General features: G+C 36.3%; 9 protein-coding genes and 1 pseudogene. 5 read left to right on the top strand and 5 right to left on the bottom strand.

The window, feature by feature from the left end:
* Positions 1-17: 17 nt before the first annotated feature.
* Positions 18-205: pseudogene (locus tag AC07UM_RS04270) on the bottom strand (hypothetical protein).
* A 161-nt stretch (positions 206-366) separates the two neighbouring features.
* Entirely contained in the window at positions 367-711 is a 345-nt protein-coding gene (locus tag AC07UM_RS04265) for a MerR family transcriptional regulator (RefSeq protein WP_105703076.1), read from the bottom strand.
* Between the two features lie 182 nt (positions 712-893).
* On the opposite strand from AC07UM_RS04265, the gene AC07UM_RS04260 reads away from it, so the two are divergent.
* The gene (locus AC07UM_RS04260) at positions 894-3,575 is read left to right on the top strand and encodes a reprolysin-like metallopeptidase (protein WP_494682332.1); all 2,682 of its coding nucleotides are present in this window, start codon (positions 894-896) and stop codon (positions 3,573-3,575) included.
* A gap of 94 nt (positions 3,576-3,669) precedes the next feature.
* Entirely contained in the window at positions 3,670-4,551 is an 882-nt protein-coding gene (locus tag AC07UM_RS04255; protein WP_494682333.1) for an AraC family transcriptional regulator, read from the top strand.
* A gap of 208 nt (positions 4,552-4,759) precedes the next feature.
* Here AC07UM_RS04255 and ccoG read toward each other — a convergent pair whose 3' ends face one another.
* The gene (gene ccoG, locus AC07UM_RS04250; RefSeq protein ID WP_494682334.1) at positions 4,760-6,202 is read right to left on the bottom strand and encodes a cytochrome c oxidase accessory protein CcoG; all 1,443 of its coding nucleotides are present in this window, start codon (positions 6,200-6,202) and stop codon (positions 4,760-4,762) included.
* A 258-nt stretch (positions 6,203-6,460) separates the two neighbouring features.
* On the opposite strand from ccoG, the gene AC07UM_RS04245 reads away from it, so the two are divergent.
* Positions 6,461-7,354 (top strand): SMP-30/gluconolactonase/LRE family protein, encoded by an 894-nt coding sequence (locus tag AC07UM_RS04245; RefSeq protein ID WP_494682335.1) that lies wholly within the window; start codon positions 6,461-6,463, stop codon positions 7,352-7,354.
* 209 nt (positions 7,355-7,563) lie between these two features.
* On the opposite strand, the gene AC07UM_RS04240 is transcribed toward AC07UM_RS04245, so the two are convergent.
* Together AC07UM_RS04240 and AC07UM_RS04235 are read right to left on the bottom strand one after the other, a co-directional pair.
* On the bottom strand, positions 7,564-8,871 hold the full coding sequence (locus tag AC07UM_RS04240) for a DEAD/DEAH box helicase (RefSeq protein WP_494682336.1): 1,308 nt from the start codon (positions 8,869-8,871) through the stop codon (positions 7,564-7,566).
* A 104-nt stretch (positions 8,872-8,975) separates the two neighbouring features.
* A complete protein-coding gene (locus tag AC07UM_RS04235) occupies positions 8,976-10,253 on the bottom strand; it encodes a C45 family peptidase (protein ID WP_494682337.1) in 1,278 nt (425 codons plus the stop codon).
* Between the two features lie 404 nt (positions 10,254-10,657).
* On the opposite strand from AC07UM_RS04235, the gene rpsA reads away from it, so the two are divergent.
* Positions 10,658-12,445, top strand: coding sequence for a 30S ribosomal protein S1 (gene rpsA, locus AC07UM_RS04230; protein WP_109738095.1), 1,788 nt, complete (start codon positions 10,658-10,660; stop codon positions 12,443-12,445).
* 381 nt (positions 12,446-12,826) lie between these two features.
* The gene (locus AC07UM_RS04225; protein ID WP_494682338.1) at positions 12,827-15,478 is read left to right on the top strand and encodes a T9SS-dependent M36 family metallopeptidase; all 2,652 of its coding nucleotides are present in this window, start codon (positions 12,827-12,829) and stop codon (positions 15,476-15,478) included.
* Positions 15,479-15,567 lie beyond the last annotated feature (89 nt).

The following is a 15,567-nucleotide window of genomic DNA, read 5'->3' as shown; positions in this document are numbered from 1 at the left end:
ATTTCATCCTTTTCTTTCTACATTCTTTCATAAAGAGCAATTTTTTCTTCATGAAGCTGAACAATTTTATCAATAGGATTAATATTTTGGACTTCAATTCTATTATTGAACATTGCATTATTTTTGTTTAAGCAAAGAAATTTTTCTTCTGGTTCCAGTCTGCGTCTAAATCAAGAGCCAATGGTTTCTACTTTATTCCCAGCATTTCTCTAAAACGTTTTACATTTCTTCACTGATGTAGAGGGGCTGGTGAAGGGGGGATAGAATGTTGTGAAAGTAGCTGGGGCCGTATTTTCTAATAGATAGACTTTAAATAAAACCTCCGCTGCAATTAATTGCAGCGGAGTTCTTTATATTTTCAAAAGCTTATTCATCATCCCTTTCTCCTAAAGATTCTTTCAGTTTGATCAATTCAGCTTTTACAAATTCCAGGCGGTCGATGAGGGTAATAGTTTCGGAAATTTTACTATTGGTGGTCAGAGCGATGCGGGCTCCGTCCAGGGTATATCCTTTTTCCTTTACCAGGTGATAGATCATCTGAAGGTTTTTGATGTCTTCAGGAGTGAAATATCGGTTACCTTTTCTGTTCTTTTTAGGCTTGATAATAGGGAATTCCTGTTCCCAATAACGTATTAATGAAGTGTTTACATCGAATGCTTTGGCCACTTCTCCTATAGAATAATACAGTTTATCAGGTAAATTTATTTTCATTTTACGACTCCTAAACTTCAAAGATAAAAATTTTTTAAAGTTTTACCCAAATATATTGTAAAAAGTGCAGTATGACTTTTATTTCAAGAGACGAAAGTATTTTATTCATGAATACGTGATAAAAAATTAAAATAAATCTAATTTTTTAATATCTTAGGCGAACAAACCCAAATTAGAATGATATGAAACATTATTTCTTTATTTTCTCACTGATGATCCCTTTTCTAGGGTTTTCACAGTGGACAAGAACTGAGGTCAGGTCTCAGAAAGTTAAAAAATCACAGGAAAAATTAGAATTTTCCGGGTTGTATGCGTTAAATGCAAATCAGCTCAAACAGACATTGAAAAATGCACCAGTTCGTTTTTCAAGCGAAAAAGGAGTGGTCATTTCTCTTCCCGCAGCCAATGGAAAGCTGGAAAAATTTCAGGTTTGGGAATATTCAAACATGGCTCCTGAATTACAGGCGAAATTTCCGGATATCAAATCTTATGTAGGAACAGGGTTAGAAGACCCTTCTGTATATGTAAGGTTCAGTCTTTCTCCAGTCGGTTTTTCTTCTATGATAACCAGATCCGGAATCTCCGAGTTTATCGAACCATACACTGAAGACAGAGCTGTATATGCCGTTTTTGATTCCAACTCGAGAAGAGGACAAGAAAAAGAACCTTTTGAGTGTGTTACACCCAATAAACCAGAAACAAAAAACTCAGTAAAAAAAAACAATGCTGTCAATAAGAAAACGGCGGGTTTTAATGTTTTCAGACTTGCTATTACCTGTACAAATGAGTATGCGCAGTATCATCTTACCGTAGCAGGAACACCTTCTGGAGCAACAGATGCACAAAAGAAAGCTGTTGTCTTAGCAGCCATGAATACAACATTAACCCGTCTGAACGGTGTTTTTGAAAAAGATCTTTCCCTTCATTTTAACCTGGTAGCAAATAATGATGCTGTAATCTATGTTAATCCGGCTGCACCTGGTTATCCTTATACTGCATCAGGTGAGCAAAACCAAGAAGGACAGACAGCCATTACCAATCTTATCGGGGCAGCTAATTATGATATGGGACATATTTTTGACCGTGAAGACGGAAACGGATATGCGCCAGGAGATATCTGTGATGATGCCACAAAAGCAATGGGATGGACAGCAAGCAATTATCCGGAAGGAGATAATTTTGACATCGATTATGTGGCGCACGAAATGGGACATCAGTTAGGAGCCAATCATACATTCAGTTACAGTACTGCATCTGGTAACCTGGCATCACTGGTGGAGCCTGGTAGTGGTTCTACCATTATGGCCTATACCGGAATTACAAGTAACTATGACGTGCAGTTTAATTCCAATGATTATTTTCATGGATTTAGCGTACAGGAAATTAAAAACAACATAAACAGTGTGGCCTGTGGTACAAATACTCCTTTTGCGGGTCCTGCACCATCCATCGACGCAGGTGCAGATTATGTGATTCCAAAATCTACGGCATTTGTACTTAAAGGAACTTCCACAGATGCCAACACAGCACCTTATACCTATACATGGGAGCAAATGGATTCCGGTTCAGCTCAGACAGGGAATAATTCTATTCCTTATCTGAACAAGCCAACGGGGCCTACCTTCAGATCTATAAGCCCTGTAAACACTCCGGTAAGATATTTCCCGGACTTTAATAAAGTATTGGCAGGTGTTCTTACTACAAAATGGGAAACGGTTTCAGGAGTAGGAAGAAATCTTAATTTCGCACTGACTGTGAGAAATAACAGTATTGCTGCACCTCAAACCAGCAAAGATGCAATGATGATCACGGTAAATAATGCTTCCGGGCCGTTTAAAGTGACGGCTCCTGCATTTGGACAATCTGCCACTTCAGGATCAGCAGTCAATGTAACTTGGGATGTAGCCAATACCAATCAAGCACCTGTAAGCACGGCTAATGTAAATATTAAACTGTCTACAGATGGAGGGCAGACTTTTACTACTATTGCTGCGAACACGGCTAACGATGGAAGTGAGCAGGTTACAATTCCGGCAGGATCTACTGCTACGAATGCCTATATTTTAGTAGAAGCTGTAGGGAATATCTATTATGCGGTAAGCCCTAGCTTTGTGATTGATTATGCAGTAGAAGGAGAAAACTGTACTACCTATACTTATGGAGGTCCTGCAGTTCCTATTACGGATGGTCCTGGAGGAAATGCTGCTATTGCATCGCCTATGGTTTCAGCTCCTATGACCGTTAACAATACCGGAATCATTACAAAAATTAAAGTAACTCCTTCCGTTACTCATACCTATGTAAGTGATGTTTCATTGGGAATAGAAGGGCCTCTGGGAACTTCTGCCTTGATATGGCACAGACAATGCGGTTCTCAGGATAATATAACGGCAACATTCAGTGACACTGGAAATGCTGTTGCTTGTGCGACTCCAATTCAAGGAGAGGTAAAATCTAACGAATCTTTGGGTATTTTTGTAGGACATCCTGCTCAGGGGCAGTGGAAATTATTCGCTTCCGATAACTATACAGGAGATACAGGAACAATCAATGGATGGATGCTTCAGGTATGTACCCGCCAGACACAATCATTAGGAATCAAAGAAATGAATTCTCCATTAGCAGATGATATTAAAATCTATCCTAATCCAAGTGATGGTAATTTCTTTATTAAATCTCAAAATATAAAAGGAGATGTTAAAGTCAATATGTTTGATTCGAGTGGAAGATTAATCTATTCTTCAGCTTATAAGAGTGAAGGGAATAATACAAAAGAGTTTAATGTAAATGTACCTAAAGGAGTATATGTGATTAGCATCAATTCTTCAAAAGGAGTCTACAACAGCAAGCTTATCATAAAATAAACAGCTTAGCTGTAACAGATAATAAGGATCGGTCTCTACCGGTCCTTTTTTTGTCTAAATTTGTGGATCCTTACGATGCATATAAATATAAGTGATGAATCCAATTTCAGTTCTTCATATCGATCTTTTCCAGGCAGGTAAAAATACTTCAGATTTTTATTTTAACACGATGAAGAATCATTTGGTGGTGGGACATCGTCACATAGAAAAGCCTCATAGACATGATTTCTATGCAACCGTTCTTTTTACCAAAGGAGCAGGCGTGCATGAGATCGATTTTCAGAAATACGAAGTTTCCGAAGGAAGTCTCTTTTTTTTATCACCCGGGCAGATTCATAGCTGGGAGCTTTCGGAAGATATAGAAGGCTATATTTTCTTTTGTTCCCAGGAGTTTTATGAAATGCATTATGTAAATCAGAAGCTCAAGAATTTTCCCTTTTTTGGATCGGTATCTTTTCCCAGAAAACTTCAGCTGGATACTTTGGAGGTAAAGAAAAATAGTAAACTATTTCAGGAACTCGGGAAAGAGCACCAGGCTAAAAATTTGATGAAAGAAGGGCTTATTCTGTCACTCATGTCACAGATTTTCATCAATGCTACGAGATTGTTTTCCAGGGATTTTGATCCCTTAGCTTCTGCTGCCGGACTTTCTTATTTTAAACATTATCAGGATTTTGAAAACCTGATTGAACAAAATTTTACCTCCCATAAATCCATTGCTTATTATTCTTCCTTATTGGGGATTTCATCTAAGCATCTGAACAGAATCGTACAGACTGTTGTTCAAAAAACAGCTACCGATGTTATTACAGAAAGAGTTGTATTGGAAGCCAAAAGAATGTTGATGTACCTGGATGAAAGCCTGGTTGAAATTGCTTTCAGGCTGGGATATGAAGAGTATTCTTACTTTGTAAGAGTCTTCCGGAAAAGCTCCGGAATGACTCCCACTCAGTTTATGAGGAAATATAAGGCATAATGAGTTTAAAATTCAAAGTTCAGGTTTATTAGGATAATAGATTGGGGCGGGATTATTGCAAACCACCCCGTCAAAAATTCTTTGAATTTTCGCCCCCCCCTCCGCAGGAGGGGAATGATGGAAATATCAACTACTTTCCCTAATCCCTAATCCCTAATCCCTAATCCCTAATATCTATAACCCGCAACCTATTACTATCATCTGCAACCTAAAGAGCCAGCTTAAACGGTCCTTCAAAAGTAGTCTCAAACGAATCTACCAACTTCCCTTGTTCATCAAAAACACCGATGACCATATTTTGTTTGGAGAACTTAATGTCTTCTTCAGGAAAAGAAATATTAATATTTCCCTTCAGGATCTCGTCTCCTTTCAGGATGATTTTTTCAGAACCGAAATACGTAATTTCTGAGTTCATTGGGGTGATCACTTTGATGTTGAGGATTTTCTTTTCATTCGATTTGTTCAGAAGAGTGTAGATAAAGGTATTGGTGATTTTTCCATTTTTAATGAAAAAAGTAGAACCTGCCGGTTTGATGAATTTGGCTTCCATAGAACCTCGATCGTACATTAAGAATCCAAGGAAACCAATCAGCAATGCCAGAATAATGGTGGTAGCTTTCATTCTTGGAGTAAATCTGAACGTTTCACGGTTTTCAATTTCTGATTCTGTAGCATAGCGAACCAGCCCTTTAGGTAGGCCAACCTTTTCCATTACCTCATCACATGCATCGATACATGCTGTGCAGTTTACGCACTCCAGTTGCTGTCCGTGTCTGATATCAATTCCTGTAGGGCATACAACCACACATTGATTACAGTCGATACAATCCCCTTTTCCGGCTGCTTTTCTATCTTCATTATTTCTCCATTTTGAACGGCCTTCTCCTCTTTTAAAATCATAATATACATTGATGGTCTGTTTGTCAATCAATACCCCCTGAAGCCTTCCGTAAGGGCATACCAGTGTACAAACCTGCTCGCGAAGCCATGCAAAAACGAAATAGAAAGTCATCGTAAAGAAGATCATAACGGTAAACTTTAGAGAGTTTCCTTCAGGGCCCTCACTCATAATGCGGAAAACCTCTTTATATCCCACAATATACATGAACATAAAGTGAGAGACAATTAATGAAATCAAAAGAAAAGCCGACCATTTCGTCAGTCTTTTTCGTATTTTCTCTGCATCCCATTCCTGTCTGTCGAGTTTCATCTGCTTATTTCGGTCTCCTTCGATCCAGTATTCTATTTTACGGAAAACCATTTCCATAAAAAGGGTCTGAGGGCACAGCCAGCCACAAAATATCCTTCCAAAAACTACGGTAAATAACATCACAAAAATAACAGATGTTACAGCTCCTAAGGCAAGGATGAAAAAATCCTGAAGGTAAAACGGCTGCCCAACAATAAAAAACTTCCTGTCGATGACATTAATAAGGAGAAAAGGATTATTGTTGATGGTTACAAAAGGCAATCCGAAAAATAAAGCAAGGAGAAAGTAACTGGTATAATTCCTGTAATTGGTATACTTTCCTTTAGGTTTTCTTGGAAAAATCCACTTTCTCTTTCCGGTTTCATCCATGGTTCCCACTGAATTTCTGAAATCTTCATTTTCAATTTCCAAGGACTTGATGTTGTTGGACTCTATGCTCATTGTTGTATGCTATAAAAGTATTTTTGTGCTATTTTCATCCGGATCTATCTGTATTTTCAGAATGATTTTTTCATGAAAAAAAAGTGATCGATCTTGTTACTGCAAAGCTCCGCATTATATCCTTTTACTACTAATATGATCTACTTCCAAAATAGGACAATTGAGACATTTTATGTTAATGGTTTTTATTGTATCAAAATGAGAAAATATTTTGAAACCTGTTCGTCATATTGTAAATTGCGGTTTTAAAAGTGAAGCATGAAGAATATATTTAAAATAAGCATGATTGGTTTGGTTTTCGCATTGGTAAACTGTCAATCAGTAAATTATAGTAAAATGTTTTATGAAGGAGTAAAGCCGGAAATGGTTTCTGACAAGTTCAGTTTCACAGAAGGGCCATCAGCAGATCAAGAGGGGAATGTCTATTTTACCGATCAACCCAATGATAAAATTTATTATTGGAGTTGGAAAACCAATCAAATCATAGAATTTTTAGATAGGACGGGAAGAGCAAACGGAACACACTTTGACAAAGATGGATATTTAATTACCTGTTCGGATGATCAGGGAGAAATCTGGAAGATCTCAAAAGATAAAAAAGTAGAAGTTCTGCTCAAAGGTTTTGAAGGAAAACGACTAAATGGGCCGAATGATGTCTGGAATGATGAGGCTGGAGGAATGTATTTTACAGATCCTCTGTACGAAAGAGATTACTGGATTGGTTTTAAACAGGAGCTTTCGCATAAAAGTCTTTACTACAGAAATAAAGAAGGAAAAGTGACCAAGCTGGATACCTTCACACAGCCTAATGGGATTGTAGGAAGTGAAAAACTAAAGAAATTATACCTTTCAGATATTGATGCCGGAAAAACGTATGTGTATGATATATTAAGTGATGGAAAACTGTCTGAAAAAAAACTTTTCTGTGAAATGGGTTCAGACGGGATGGAGCTGGATAAACATGGAAATCTTTATCTAACAGGAGATGGAGTACATGTTTTTAACCGTTTGGGAAAGAAGATCTACCATATTTCTATTCCTGAAAAATGGACCTCCAATGTAACCTTTGGAGGAAAAAACAATGATATACTCTTCATTACCGCTTCAAAATCTGTGTATACTTTCCCTACCAGAGTTAGAGGAATAAAATAATATAGCGAATTTCTTTATATTAAAATAGCTCTGAAGTTTTTATAAACTTCAGAGCTATTTTTTGTTATGGTATTGAACCACCAGTTAAAAATTCTTTGAATTTTTACCACCCCCTCGAAAAGAAGGGAATTATCAGATGTTTCACTGCTATATCTGTGAAATTGTTGTGAATTTTGTGGAGAATAAAGTTGGGAATGTGGCTTTAAAGCTTAATAAGCAATCTCCATTTTTACTTTTTTCCCTTTTAGTTTTTCGTTCTGAAGTGTTTTTAAAAGAGTATTTACTTTATTTCTTGAAACAGCAACATAGGATGTGGTGTCTTTTACTTCGATAATCCCGACATCTTCTTTTTGCAGCTGTCCTTTTTTTAGTAAGTAGCCTACGATATCCACTTTATTGACTTTATCTTTTTTTCCTGCACTGATATAAACTGTCTGAAAAGGTGTTTTTTGCGGAACTTTAGTGAATCCGGCAACACTTTCTTCAGGCGTATTATTTTTAATGAACGGGAAATTTTCATCCTCTGTCATGATCAGATATACAAAGCCTTTGGCATTCATTCTTGCGGTACGTCCGTTTCTGTGAATAAAGGCATCTTCTTTGGGAGGCAGTTGGTAATGAACAATAGATTCTATCTCAGGAATATCAAGTCCACGGGCTGCCAGATCTGTTGTAATAAGGATTCTTGCAGAGTCATTTCTGAATTTAAGCAGAGCACGTTCTCTTTCATCCTGTTCCATACCGCCATGGAAGGTTTCCCTGTCGATTCCCATCTGATGAAGAAGCTCAGAGATACGGTCTACAGCTTCACGGTGATTACAGAAGATCAGGGTTCTCTTATTTCCTATTTTACAAATCAGATTGAAAAGAGTATCCAGTTTCTCCTCAGAAATAGTCATTACTTTTCTTAATTGAATATCCGGTTTTACTTCGTTTTCTTTAAGGAAACTAATTACTTTTTCATCCTTTAAACCTGTGAAAGCAGGAATTTCGTCCATCTCAGTTGCTGAAGTTAGAAGTCTTTGGGAAGTACCTTTCAATGAATTGATGATAAATTCCATATCATCATGAAAGCCTAGTTCCAGGGCCTTATCAAATTCATCAAGAACCAGGGTTTTTATCGTTTTCGGATCAAAATTATCATTTCTTACATGATAGGCCACTCTTCCCGGAGTTCCGATCAATACAGCAGGAGCTTCTATTAAATTATTAACCTCTATTTTTTTATCATGCCCGCCATAGCAAACAGAAACTTTAAAATCTGTTCCCATCGCTTTGAAAACCTGCTCAATCTGTAAAGCAAGCTCTCTGGCTGGAACCAATATCAATGCCTGAACTCCCTGAACATTTTTTTTCAGATCCCGAAGAACGGGGAATAAAAAAGCAAGCGTCTTTCCAGATCCTGTAGGAGAGAGTAAAACAATGTCTGTATTGTTTTCAGACGCTTTATAAGTAGATTTCTGCATCTGATTCATGTCCTGAATCTGCAGTTTCTGGTAGATTGATTGTAGTTCCATTTTGCAAAGATAATGAATTAGGCGGTAGGTTGCAGGTAAGTGAGTGATAGAGTATGATGGTTTTTAGAGACCGTAAGCTCTTGTCTGAAATTCTAATATTTTGCTCAATTCCATTTTCCTTCTTCCAGCCTGCGCAGTATTTCTTTTCCTCTGGATAGAGTAACCGGATATGTTTCATCCGGATTTCGGATTGATTTTTGGTAAAAATCCTTTGCAGTATTGGTATTTCCTTGTGTCAGATTGATAAAGCCCGAGATTTCATACATGAAATTTTGAAGCTTAAGATTTGTATTTTCTTTTGCTGATAAGTACTGTAATAGTTTTTCAGCTGAGGTAAGCTTAGCATCTTTGTATGGCTTTATATTATAGCCGTCAGGTTTGCTGAACCAATAATCCCAGGCACTGCCGTTATGGCGTTCGTTCCATGAATATTTGATGAGCTGTAGAGCTGTTTCCAGCAAAGCAGCATTCAATTTTTCATTTTTTGGCGATAGTTTCTCACTTTCTGCGATATAGTGATCAATGGTTGTATCTATACCTTTATCTTTCATTTCCTGGAAAATAGATTCTTTAAGATATAAAGAATGGTTCTTTGAGAAACTTTCATAAGCAAATGAAACGGGAAAATGATCGGCAAGATTTTCTACTCTGTATCCTTTCTTAAGTTCAGATTTCAGATCAATGGTATAAACTGTATTGTAATCGTGAAAAAGATAAACATAAATAATTCCTTTTTTCAAATCGCAGATCGTGGAATATAACGTATTTAGCTCACCTTCCTGATGGGTTTTGTCCAGAATTTTTTTGAGAAACCCTACATTGTTTTCTTTTGAGCCGGAAAGCATTTCATTGGCAATTTCAGGTCTTCTGCATGCTAATTTTCCATTGATCATATTGCAATTTGAATTGACCTGATAGTCTCCGCTTTTTTCGGTAATGCCTTTGGGATTGATCAGGATAGAATTTCCATCCTTATCTGCCAATAAAACCTGTGAATAAGATATATAGTCATACTTTTTTAATATAACGATGGCTTCTTTTACGGTTTTACATTTTCCTAATACCTCCCACATGATGTCTCCCGGATAAGGATTGGTCAGGTTCAATTTACTAAGGTCATAGCTAGCCGCTGCATAATCAAAAAACAACCCATGTTCATTCATTGCTGCAGCAACCTGCATATCCGGAGCCCCGAAGCAGACAGAGGCATAGCGGTCTTTGGTACTTGGGTTATACCAAATTCTGGTAAAAGGTGTCATGTCATCCTCATTGGCTGCTGCAAAAACCTCACCTCCTCTGGAGCATGAAAATATGGTACAAGCTTTCATGGTAGCTATACACCCTGACAAGCTGATTAAAATGAAAAGGAAATATTTTTGCATAATAAAGTTTTCATAGATATTGATCTTTTGATTAATGAAATATATTTTTGTTAAATCATATATTGATAAATTTATATTCCATTAAAGAATGGATACTCTAAATAAGTGAGACACAGCTTCCCAAAATTAAAGCCCAAAACCTGATACCGGTTGTTCAGTATCTTAGCTCTTGATTTCTGTTTCTTATCTCTTTTAATAAATATATATTGGTAATCAGTTATTTAATGCATGTATTTGTGAAAGAAAACCTATTGTTTGTTTTAAATAAAATTCATATCTTTGCACCCACTTTTGTGGCGAAAAGGTTTGATGGGTAAATTACTTACAATTAATTACTTCCGTATTTTTTAATCCGCATTTATTCAAACCGTTAAAAAAGAAGGAATACAAATTTTTATTAGAAAATGTCAAAAGAGACAAATTCAGCAGAGGTTATTTTAAACCAAAACGTAGCACCAGAACAATTTGATTGGGATTCATTCGAATCAGGTCTTGATGCAGATGCGAGAAAAGAAAAAAGCGACTTAGAAGAAATCTACAACGGATCTCTTAACAGCCTAAACGACAATGACGTTTTAGTGGGTAGAGTAGTAAGATTAACTGACAAAGAAGCTATCGTAGACATCAACTTCAAATCTGAAGGTGTTATTTCTCTTAACGAATTCCGTTACAACCAAGGCCTAAAAGTAGGTGATGAGGTAGAAGTAATGGTTGACAAAAGAGAAGACAAAACTGGTCAGTTACAATTATCTCACAGAAAAGCTAGAACGCTTAAAGCTTGGGATAAAGTAAACGAACTTCACGAAACTGGAGAAATCGTTAACGGTTTTGTTAAATCTAGAACTAAAGGTGGTATGATCGTTGACGTTCACGGAATCGAAGCATTCTTACCTGGTTCTCAAATTGACGTTAAGCCAATTAAAGATTACGATCAGTTCGTAGGAAAAACTATGGAGTTCAAAGTTGTGAAAATCAACCCTGAGTTCAAAAACGTAGTTGTATCTCACAAAGCATTGATCGAAGCAGATATCGAAGGTCAGAAAAAAGAAATCATCGCTCAACTTGAAAAAGGTCAGGTTCTTGAAGGTACTGTTAAGAATATTACTTCTTACGGTGTATTCATTGACTTAGGAGGTGTTGATGGATTGATCCACATTACAGACCTTTCTTGGTCTAGAGTGAACCACCCATCTGAAATCCTAGAGGACGGACAAACTGTAAAAGTTGTAATCCTTGATTTTGATGATGAGAAAACAAGAATCCAATTAGGTATGAAGCAATTAGAAGCTCATCCTTGGGATGCTCTTTCTGCTGACATGAAAGTTGGAGACAAAGTAAAAGGAAAAGTAGTAGTTCTTGCTGACTATGGTGCATTCGTTGAGATCGCTCCAGGTGTAGAAGGATTAATCCACGTTTCTGAAATGTCTTGGTCTACTCACTTAAGATCTGCTGGTGACTTTGTGAAAGTAGGTGATGAAGTAGAAGCTGAAGTATTAACTTTAGATAGAGAAGAAAGAAAAATTTCTCTTGGTATCAAGCAATTGTCTAAAGATCCATGGGAAAACATCGAAACTAAGTATCCTGTAGGATCTCAGCATGTAGGAACTGTAAGAAACTTCACTAACTTTGGTGTATTCGTAGAGTTAGAAGAAGGTATCGACGGATTAATCTACATCTCTGATCTTTCTTGGACTAAGAAAATCAAGCACCCATCTGAGTTCTGTGCAGTAGGTGATAAATTGAATGTTGTAGTTCTTGAATTAGATATCCAAGCTAGAAGATTATCTCTAGGTCACAAGCAATTGACTGAAAACCCATGGGATAAATTCGAAACTAAATATGCTGAAGGAACTATCCACGCTGGTAAAGCGGTAGAAGTTCACGATAAAGGAGCTTCTGTTCAATTCGAAGATGCTGAAGTAGAAGCATTCTGTCCTTCAAGATTATTAGAGAAAGAAGATGGATCTAAAATCAAAAAAGGTGAAGATGCTCAATTCAAAGTAATCGAATTCAACAAAGAATTCAAGAGAGTAGTAGTATCTCACACAGGTACTTTCAGAGACGAAGAAAAGAAAAACGTAAAAGAAGCTTCTTCTAGAAACGTAAGTTCTTCTAACAACGAAGAAAGATCTACACTTGGAGACATCGATGCATTAGCAGAGTTGAAAAGAAAAATGGAAGAAGGTAAATAATCTTTGAACCATTCATAAATAAGGAGCCGCTCGTTTGAGCGGCTTTTTTTATACCCAGATGAATAAAGTGTATCATTTAAATAAATGATAATAGGACAGTTTTTAAGATATTAAAAGCGGGAAAAAATGATGTTTATATTCATTAAAAATATTTAATAATAAATGCTTCATTTAGTGAAATATTTAAATCAAAAATTGATAAAATCGCTTTAAATATAATGGGATAGACATAAACCCATTATGAGATTCTCTGTATTGAGAAATATATAAAATAATTTTAAGTTGTATTTTGTATTTATATTTATTTATTGTTAAATTTTGATTAAAAAAAATAATAAAGATTTGTGAATTATTTGTAGATTAGCGGCTTTAATAATGGATATGAAAAATAAAGCTCTACCTATTTTATTTGCGGTATTTTCTGCGTTTCCAACAATATTGTTTGGACAGGATAATGAAAAACTGATTAAAGATTATATTTCTCAAAATAAAATAAGAGAATATAAGAAATCTGATCTTAATAATATCATCATTGATAATGTAGATCCTTCAAAATCATTGAATGGTAATGTTGTTAAATTTTTGCAGACGTATAATGGTTTACCCATATACAGCTCTGTAGGTACAGCATTGATTAAGGACAATAAAATTGTTTATTACACAGATAATTTTGTAAAAGATTATACTGCATCTACATCAGGTACGGCGGTTATTAATAAAAATACAGCGCTTCAGAAGATTGCTGAAGATCTGAAAAACCCTGATATTGCCAATTTTACGATTCTTGGATATCTTGAAAAGACTCAGAAAAAAGCTACATCAGCCAATCAAAGACTGGTATACACCAACGATGAGAATGGAAATCTGCGTTTGGCATATGAGTATACCTTAATGGAACCAAAATCTCCAAATTACTGGAATATTTTAGTAGATGCCAATACCGGAAATATCCTGTTGAAAAATAACCTCACATTATCTTGTAACTTCCATCATGATGCCTATAGTTCAGACGCTGATTATAGTCATGCGGACCATTTTGAGAATACATTAATTGGACCTCAAAACAATATAGTGCAAAACAATATTCCTTTGCTTGTACCGGATAATGCATCATATAATGTGTTTCCGCTGCCAATCGAAGCACCTACTTTTGGTTCCAGATCAATTCTTACCAATCCTTGGCTTCTGAATGCGTCTCCTGAAGGATGGCATTCTGACGGAGTTAATCACTATACTGCCACTAGAGGAAACAATGTTTTTGCCTATGAAGATGTTGCAGGAACGGCTTTAACAGCTCCTAATTATCTTACAGGTAGCCCTGCAGAAGGAGGTTTTACAAGAAATTTTAATTTTCCTTTTAACATTAATGATACTCCTGTAAATAACAGGAATGCTGCTATCACCAATTTATTTTATCTGAACAACAAAGTTCATGATATTTTCTATCAGTTCGGATTTACAGAATCTGCAAAGAACTTCCAGCAGAACAATTTTGGAAATGGACCTGTAGGAGGAGATGATGACTCTGTATATGCAGAAGCTCAGGATGGAGGTGGTTTGAATAATGCCAACTTTACTCCTCCACCGGATGGGTATAATCCTAAGATGCAGATGTATCTTTGGTCCACGACTAATAGCCGATTATTATTTTATAACAGCCCCACTGCAGCAATTGCGCGTGAGCCAATAGTTGTAGGAGCTCAGTTTGGGCCAGCATTAAATGTGCTTGGAGTAACAGGAGATGTAAAACTATCATCAGATTTACTCTCTTGTCAGGCATTACCAGCAGGATCTCTTACTGGGAAAATTGGACTTATTGAAAGAGGGGGAACCAATTGTGGTTTTACTGTAAAAGTGAAGAATGCTCAGAACGCCGGAGCTATTGGGGTTATAGTATATAATAATACAGGAGCTGTTAATCTCCCTCCATTAATGGGTGGTACAGATACTACTATTACAATTCCTTCAATACTTGTTACAAATTCAGAAGGAGAATATATAAAAAATCAACTTGCTTCCAATGCAACTGTAAATGTTACACTTAAAAAAGATCCTATCTATAATGTAGTTCCTGACGGAAGTTTTGATAATGGGATTGTTATTCATGAATATGGACACGGAATTTCAAATCGACTTACAGGTACAGGATCATCATGTTTGAATGCAAATGTAAGTAAAGAGCAGATGGGAGAAGGATGGTCTGATTTCTTTGCATTAATGTTAACCAATAAAACGGGAGATAATGCTGCTGTACCAAGAGGTATGGGGACTTATGTAGAAGGACAGCCTAATGAAGGAGGAGGTATAAGACCTGCGAGATATTCTCCAAACTTTGCTATTAATGATTTTACTTATGGAGATACTAATACAATGCAATATACCAATACAAGTGGTAATCTGGTTCCGGATGTGCATTCGATTGGATTTGTTTGGGCAACAATGCTTTGGGATCTTCACTGGAAATATGTTGAAAAATATGGATATTCTTCAGATGTATTAGCAAACACTACGAATGGAAGTGCCAGAGTACTACAGCTAATCACCAATGCTTTAAAACTTCAGTCTTGTAATCCTAGCTTTATTGAAGGTAGAGATGCAATATTGGCCGCAGAATTAGCAACTACACAAGGACAAGATAAATGTATGATTTGGAGTGTTTTTGCAAGAAGAGGTTTAGGAGTAAATGCCTTAGCTGGAGCTAAGAATGTAATTACTGATCAGGTAGAAAACTTTGCAGTGCCTGAAGAATGTCTATTGGCTACAAATGAAGTAAAAACTACAAAAGACAATAAAGTTGTGATCTATCCAAATCCGGCTAAAGACGAGTTTTATATCAAATTCCCAAGCAATACCCTTGGAAAAGTAAGTGTAGAGCTTTATGATATGTCAGGTAAATTGGTTTCTTCTGAAAATAAAATTTCACCGGATGCTCAGAAAGCAATTTCTACAAGCAACCTGGTAAACGGAACGTATATGGTTAAAATAAAAGGACTTGGTTTCGAAACAGCTTCAAAAGTAATGGTTAAAAAATAATTTACTTATAATCAATTTTATAATCGCCACAAGCTTGCTTGTGGCGATTATATTTATCTATCACCGCAACGCTTCCGACTGATTTAATT

The organism is Chryseobacterium sp. GW821-FHT04C04, assembly GCF_059420365.1.
This window is presented reverse-complemented; position numbering and strand designations above follow the sequence as displayed.

Coding starts and splice junctions, on each gene's coding strand:
- AC07UM_RS04265 (WP_105703076.1), bottom strand. CDS start 711: ATGAAAATAAATTTACCTGATAAACTGTATTATTCTATAGGAGAAGTG.
- AC07UM_RS04260 (WP_494682332.1), top strand. CDS start 894: ATGAAACATTATTTCTTTATTTTCTCACTGATGATCCCTTTTCTAGGG.
- AC07UM_RS04255 (WP_494682333.1), top strand. CDS start 3,670: ATGAATCCAATTTCAGTTCTTCATATCGATCTTTTCCAGGCAGGTAAA.
- ccoG (WP_494682334.1), bottom strand. CDS start 6,202: ATGAGCATAGAGTCCAACAACATCAAGTCCTTGGAAATTGAAAATGAA.
- AC07UM_RS04245 (WP_494682335.1), top strand. CDS start 6,461: ATGAAGAATATATTTAAAATAAGCATGATTGGTTTGGTTTTCGCATTG.
- AC07UM_RS04240 (WP_494682336.1), bottom strand. CDS start 8,871: ATGGAACTACAATCAATCTACCAGAAACTGCAGATTCAGGACATGAAT.
- AC07UM_RS04235 (WP_494682337.1), bottom strand. CDS start 10,253: ATGCAAAAATATTTCCTTTTCATTTTAATCAGCTTGTCAGGGTGTATA.
- rpsA (WP_109738095.1), top strand. CDS start 10,658: ATGTCAAAAGAGACAAATTCAGCAGAGGTTATTTTAAACCAAAACGTA.
- AC07UM_RS04225 (WP_494682338.1), top strand. CDS start 12,827: ATGAAAAATAAAGCTCTACCTATTTTATTTGCGGTATTTTCTGCGTTT.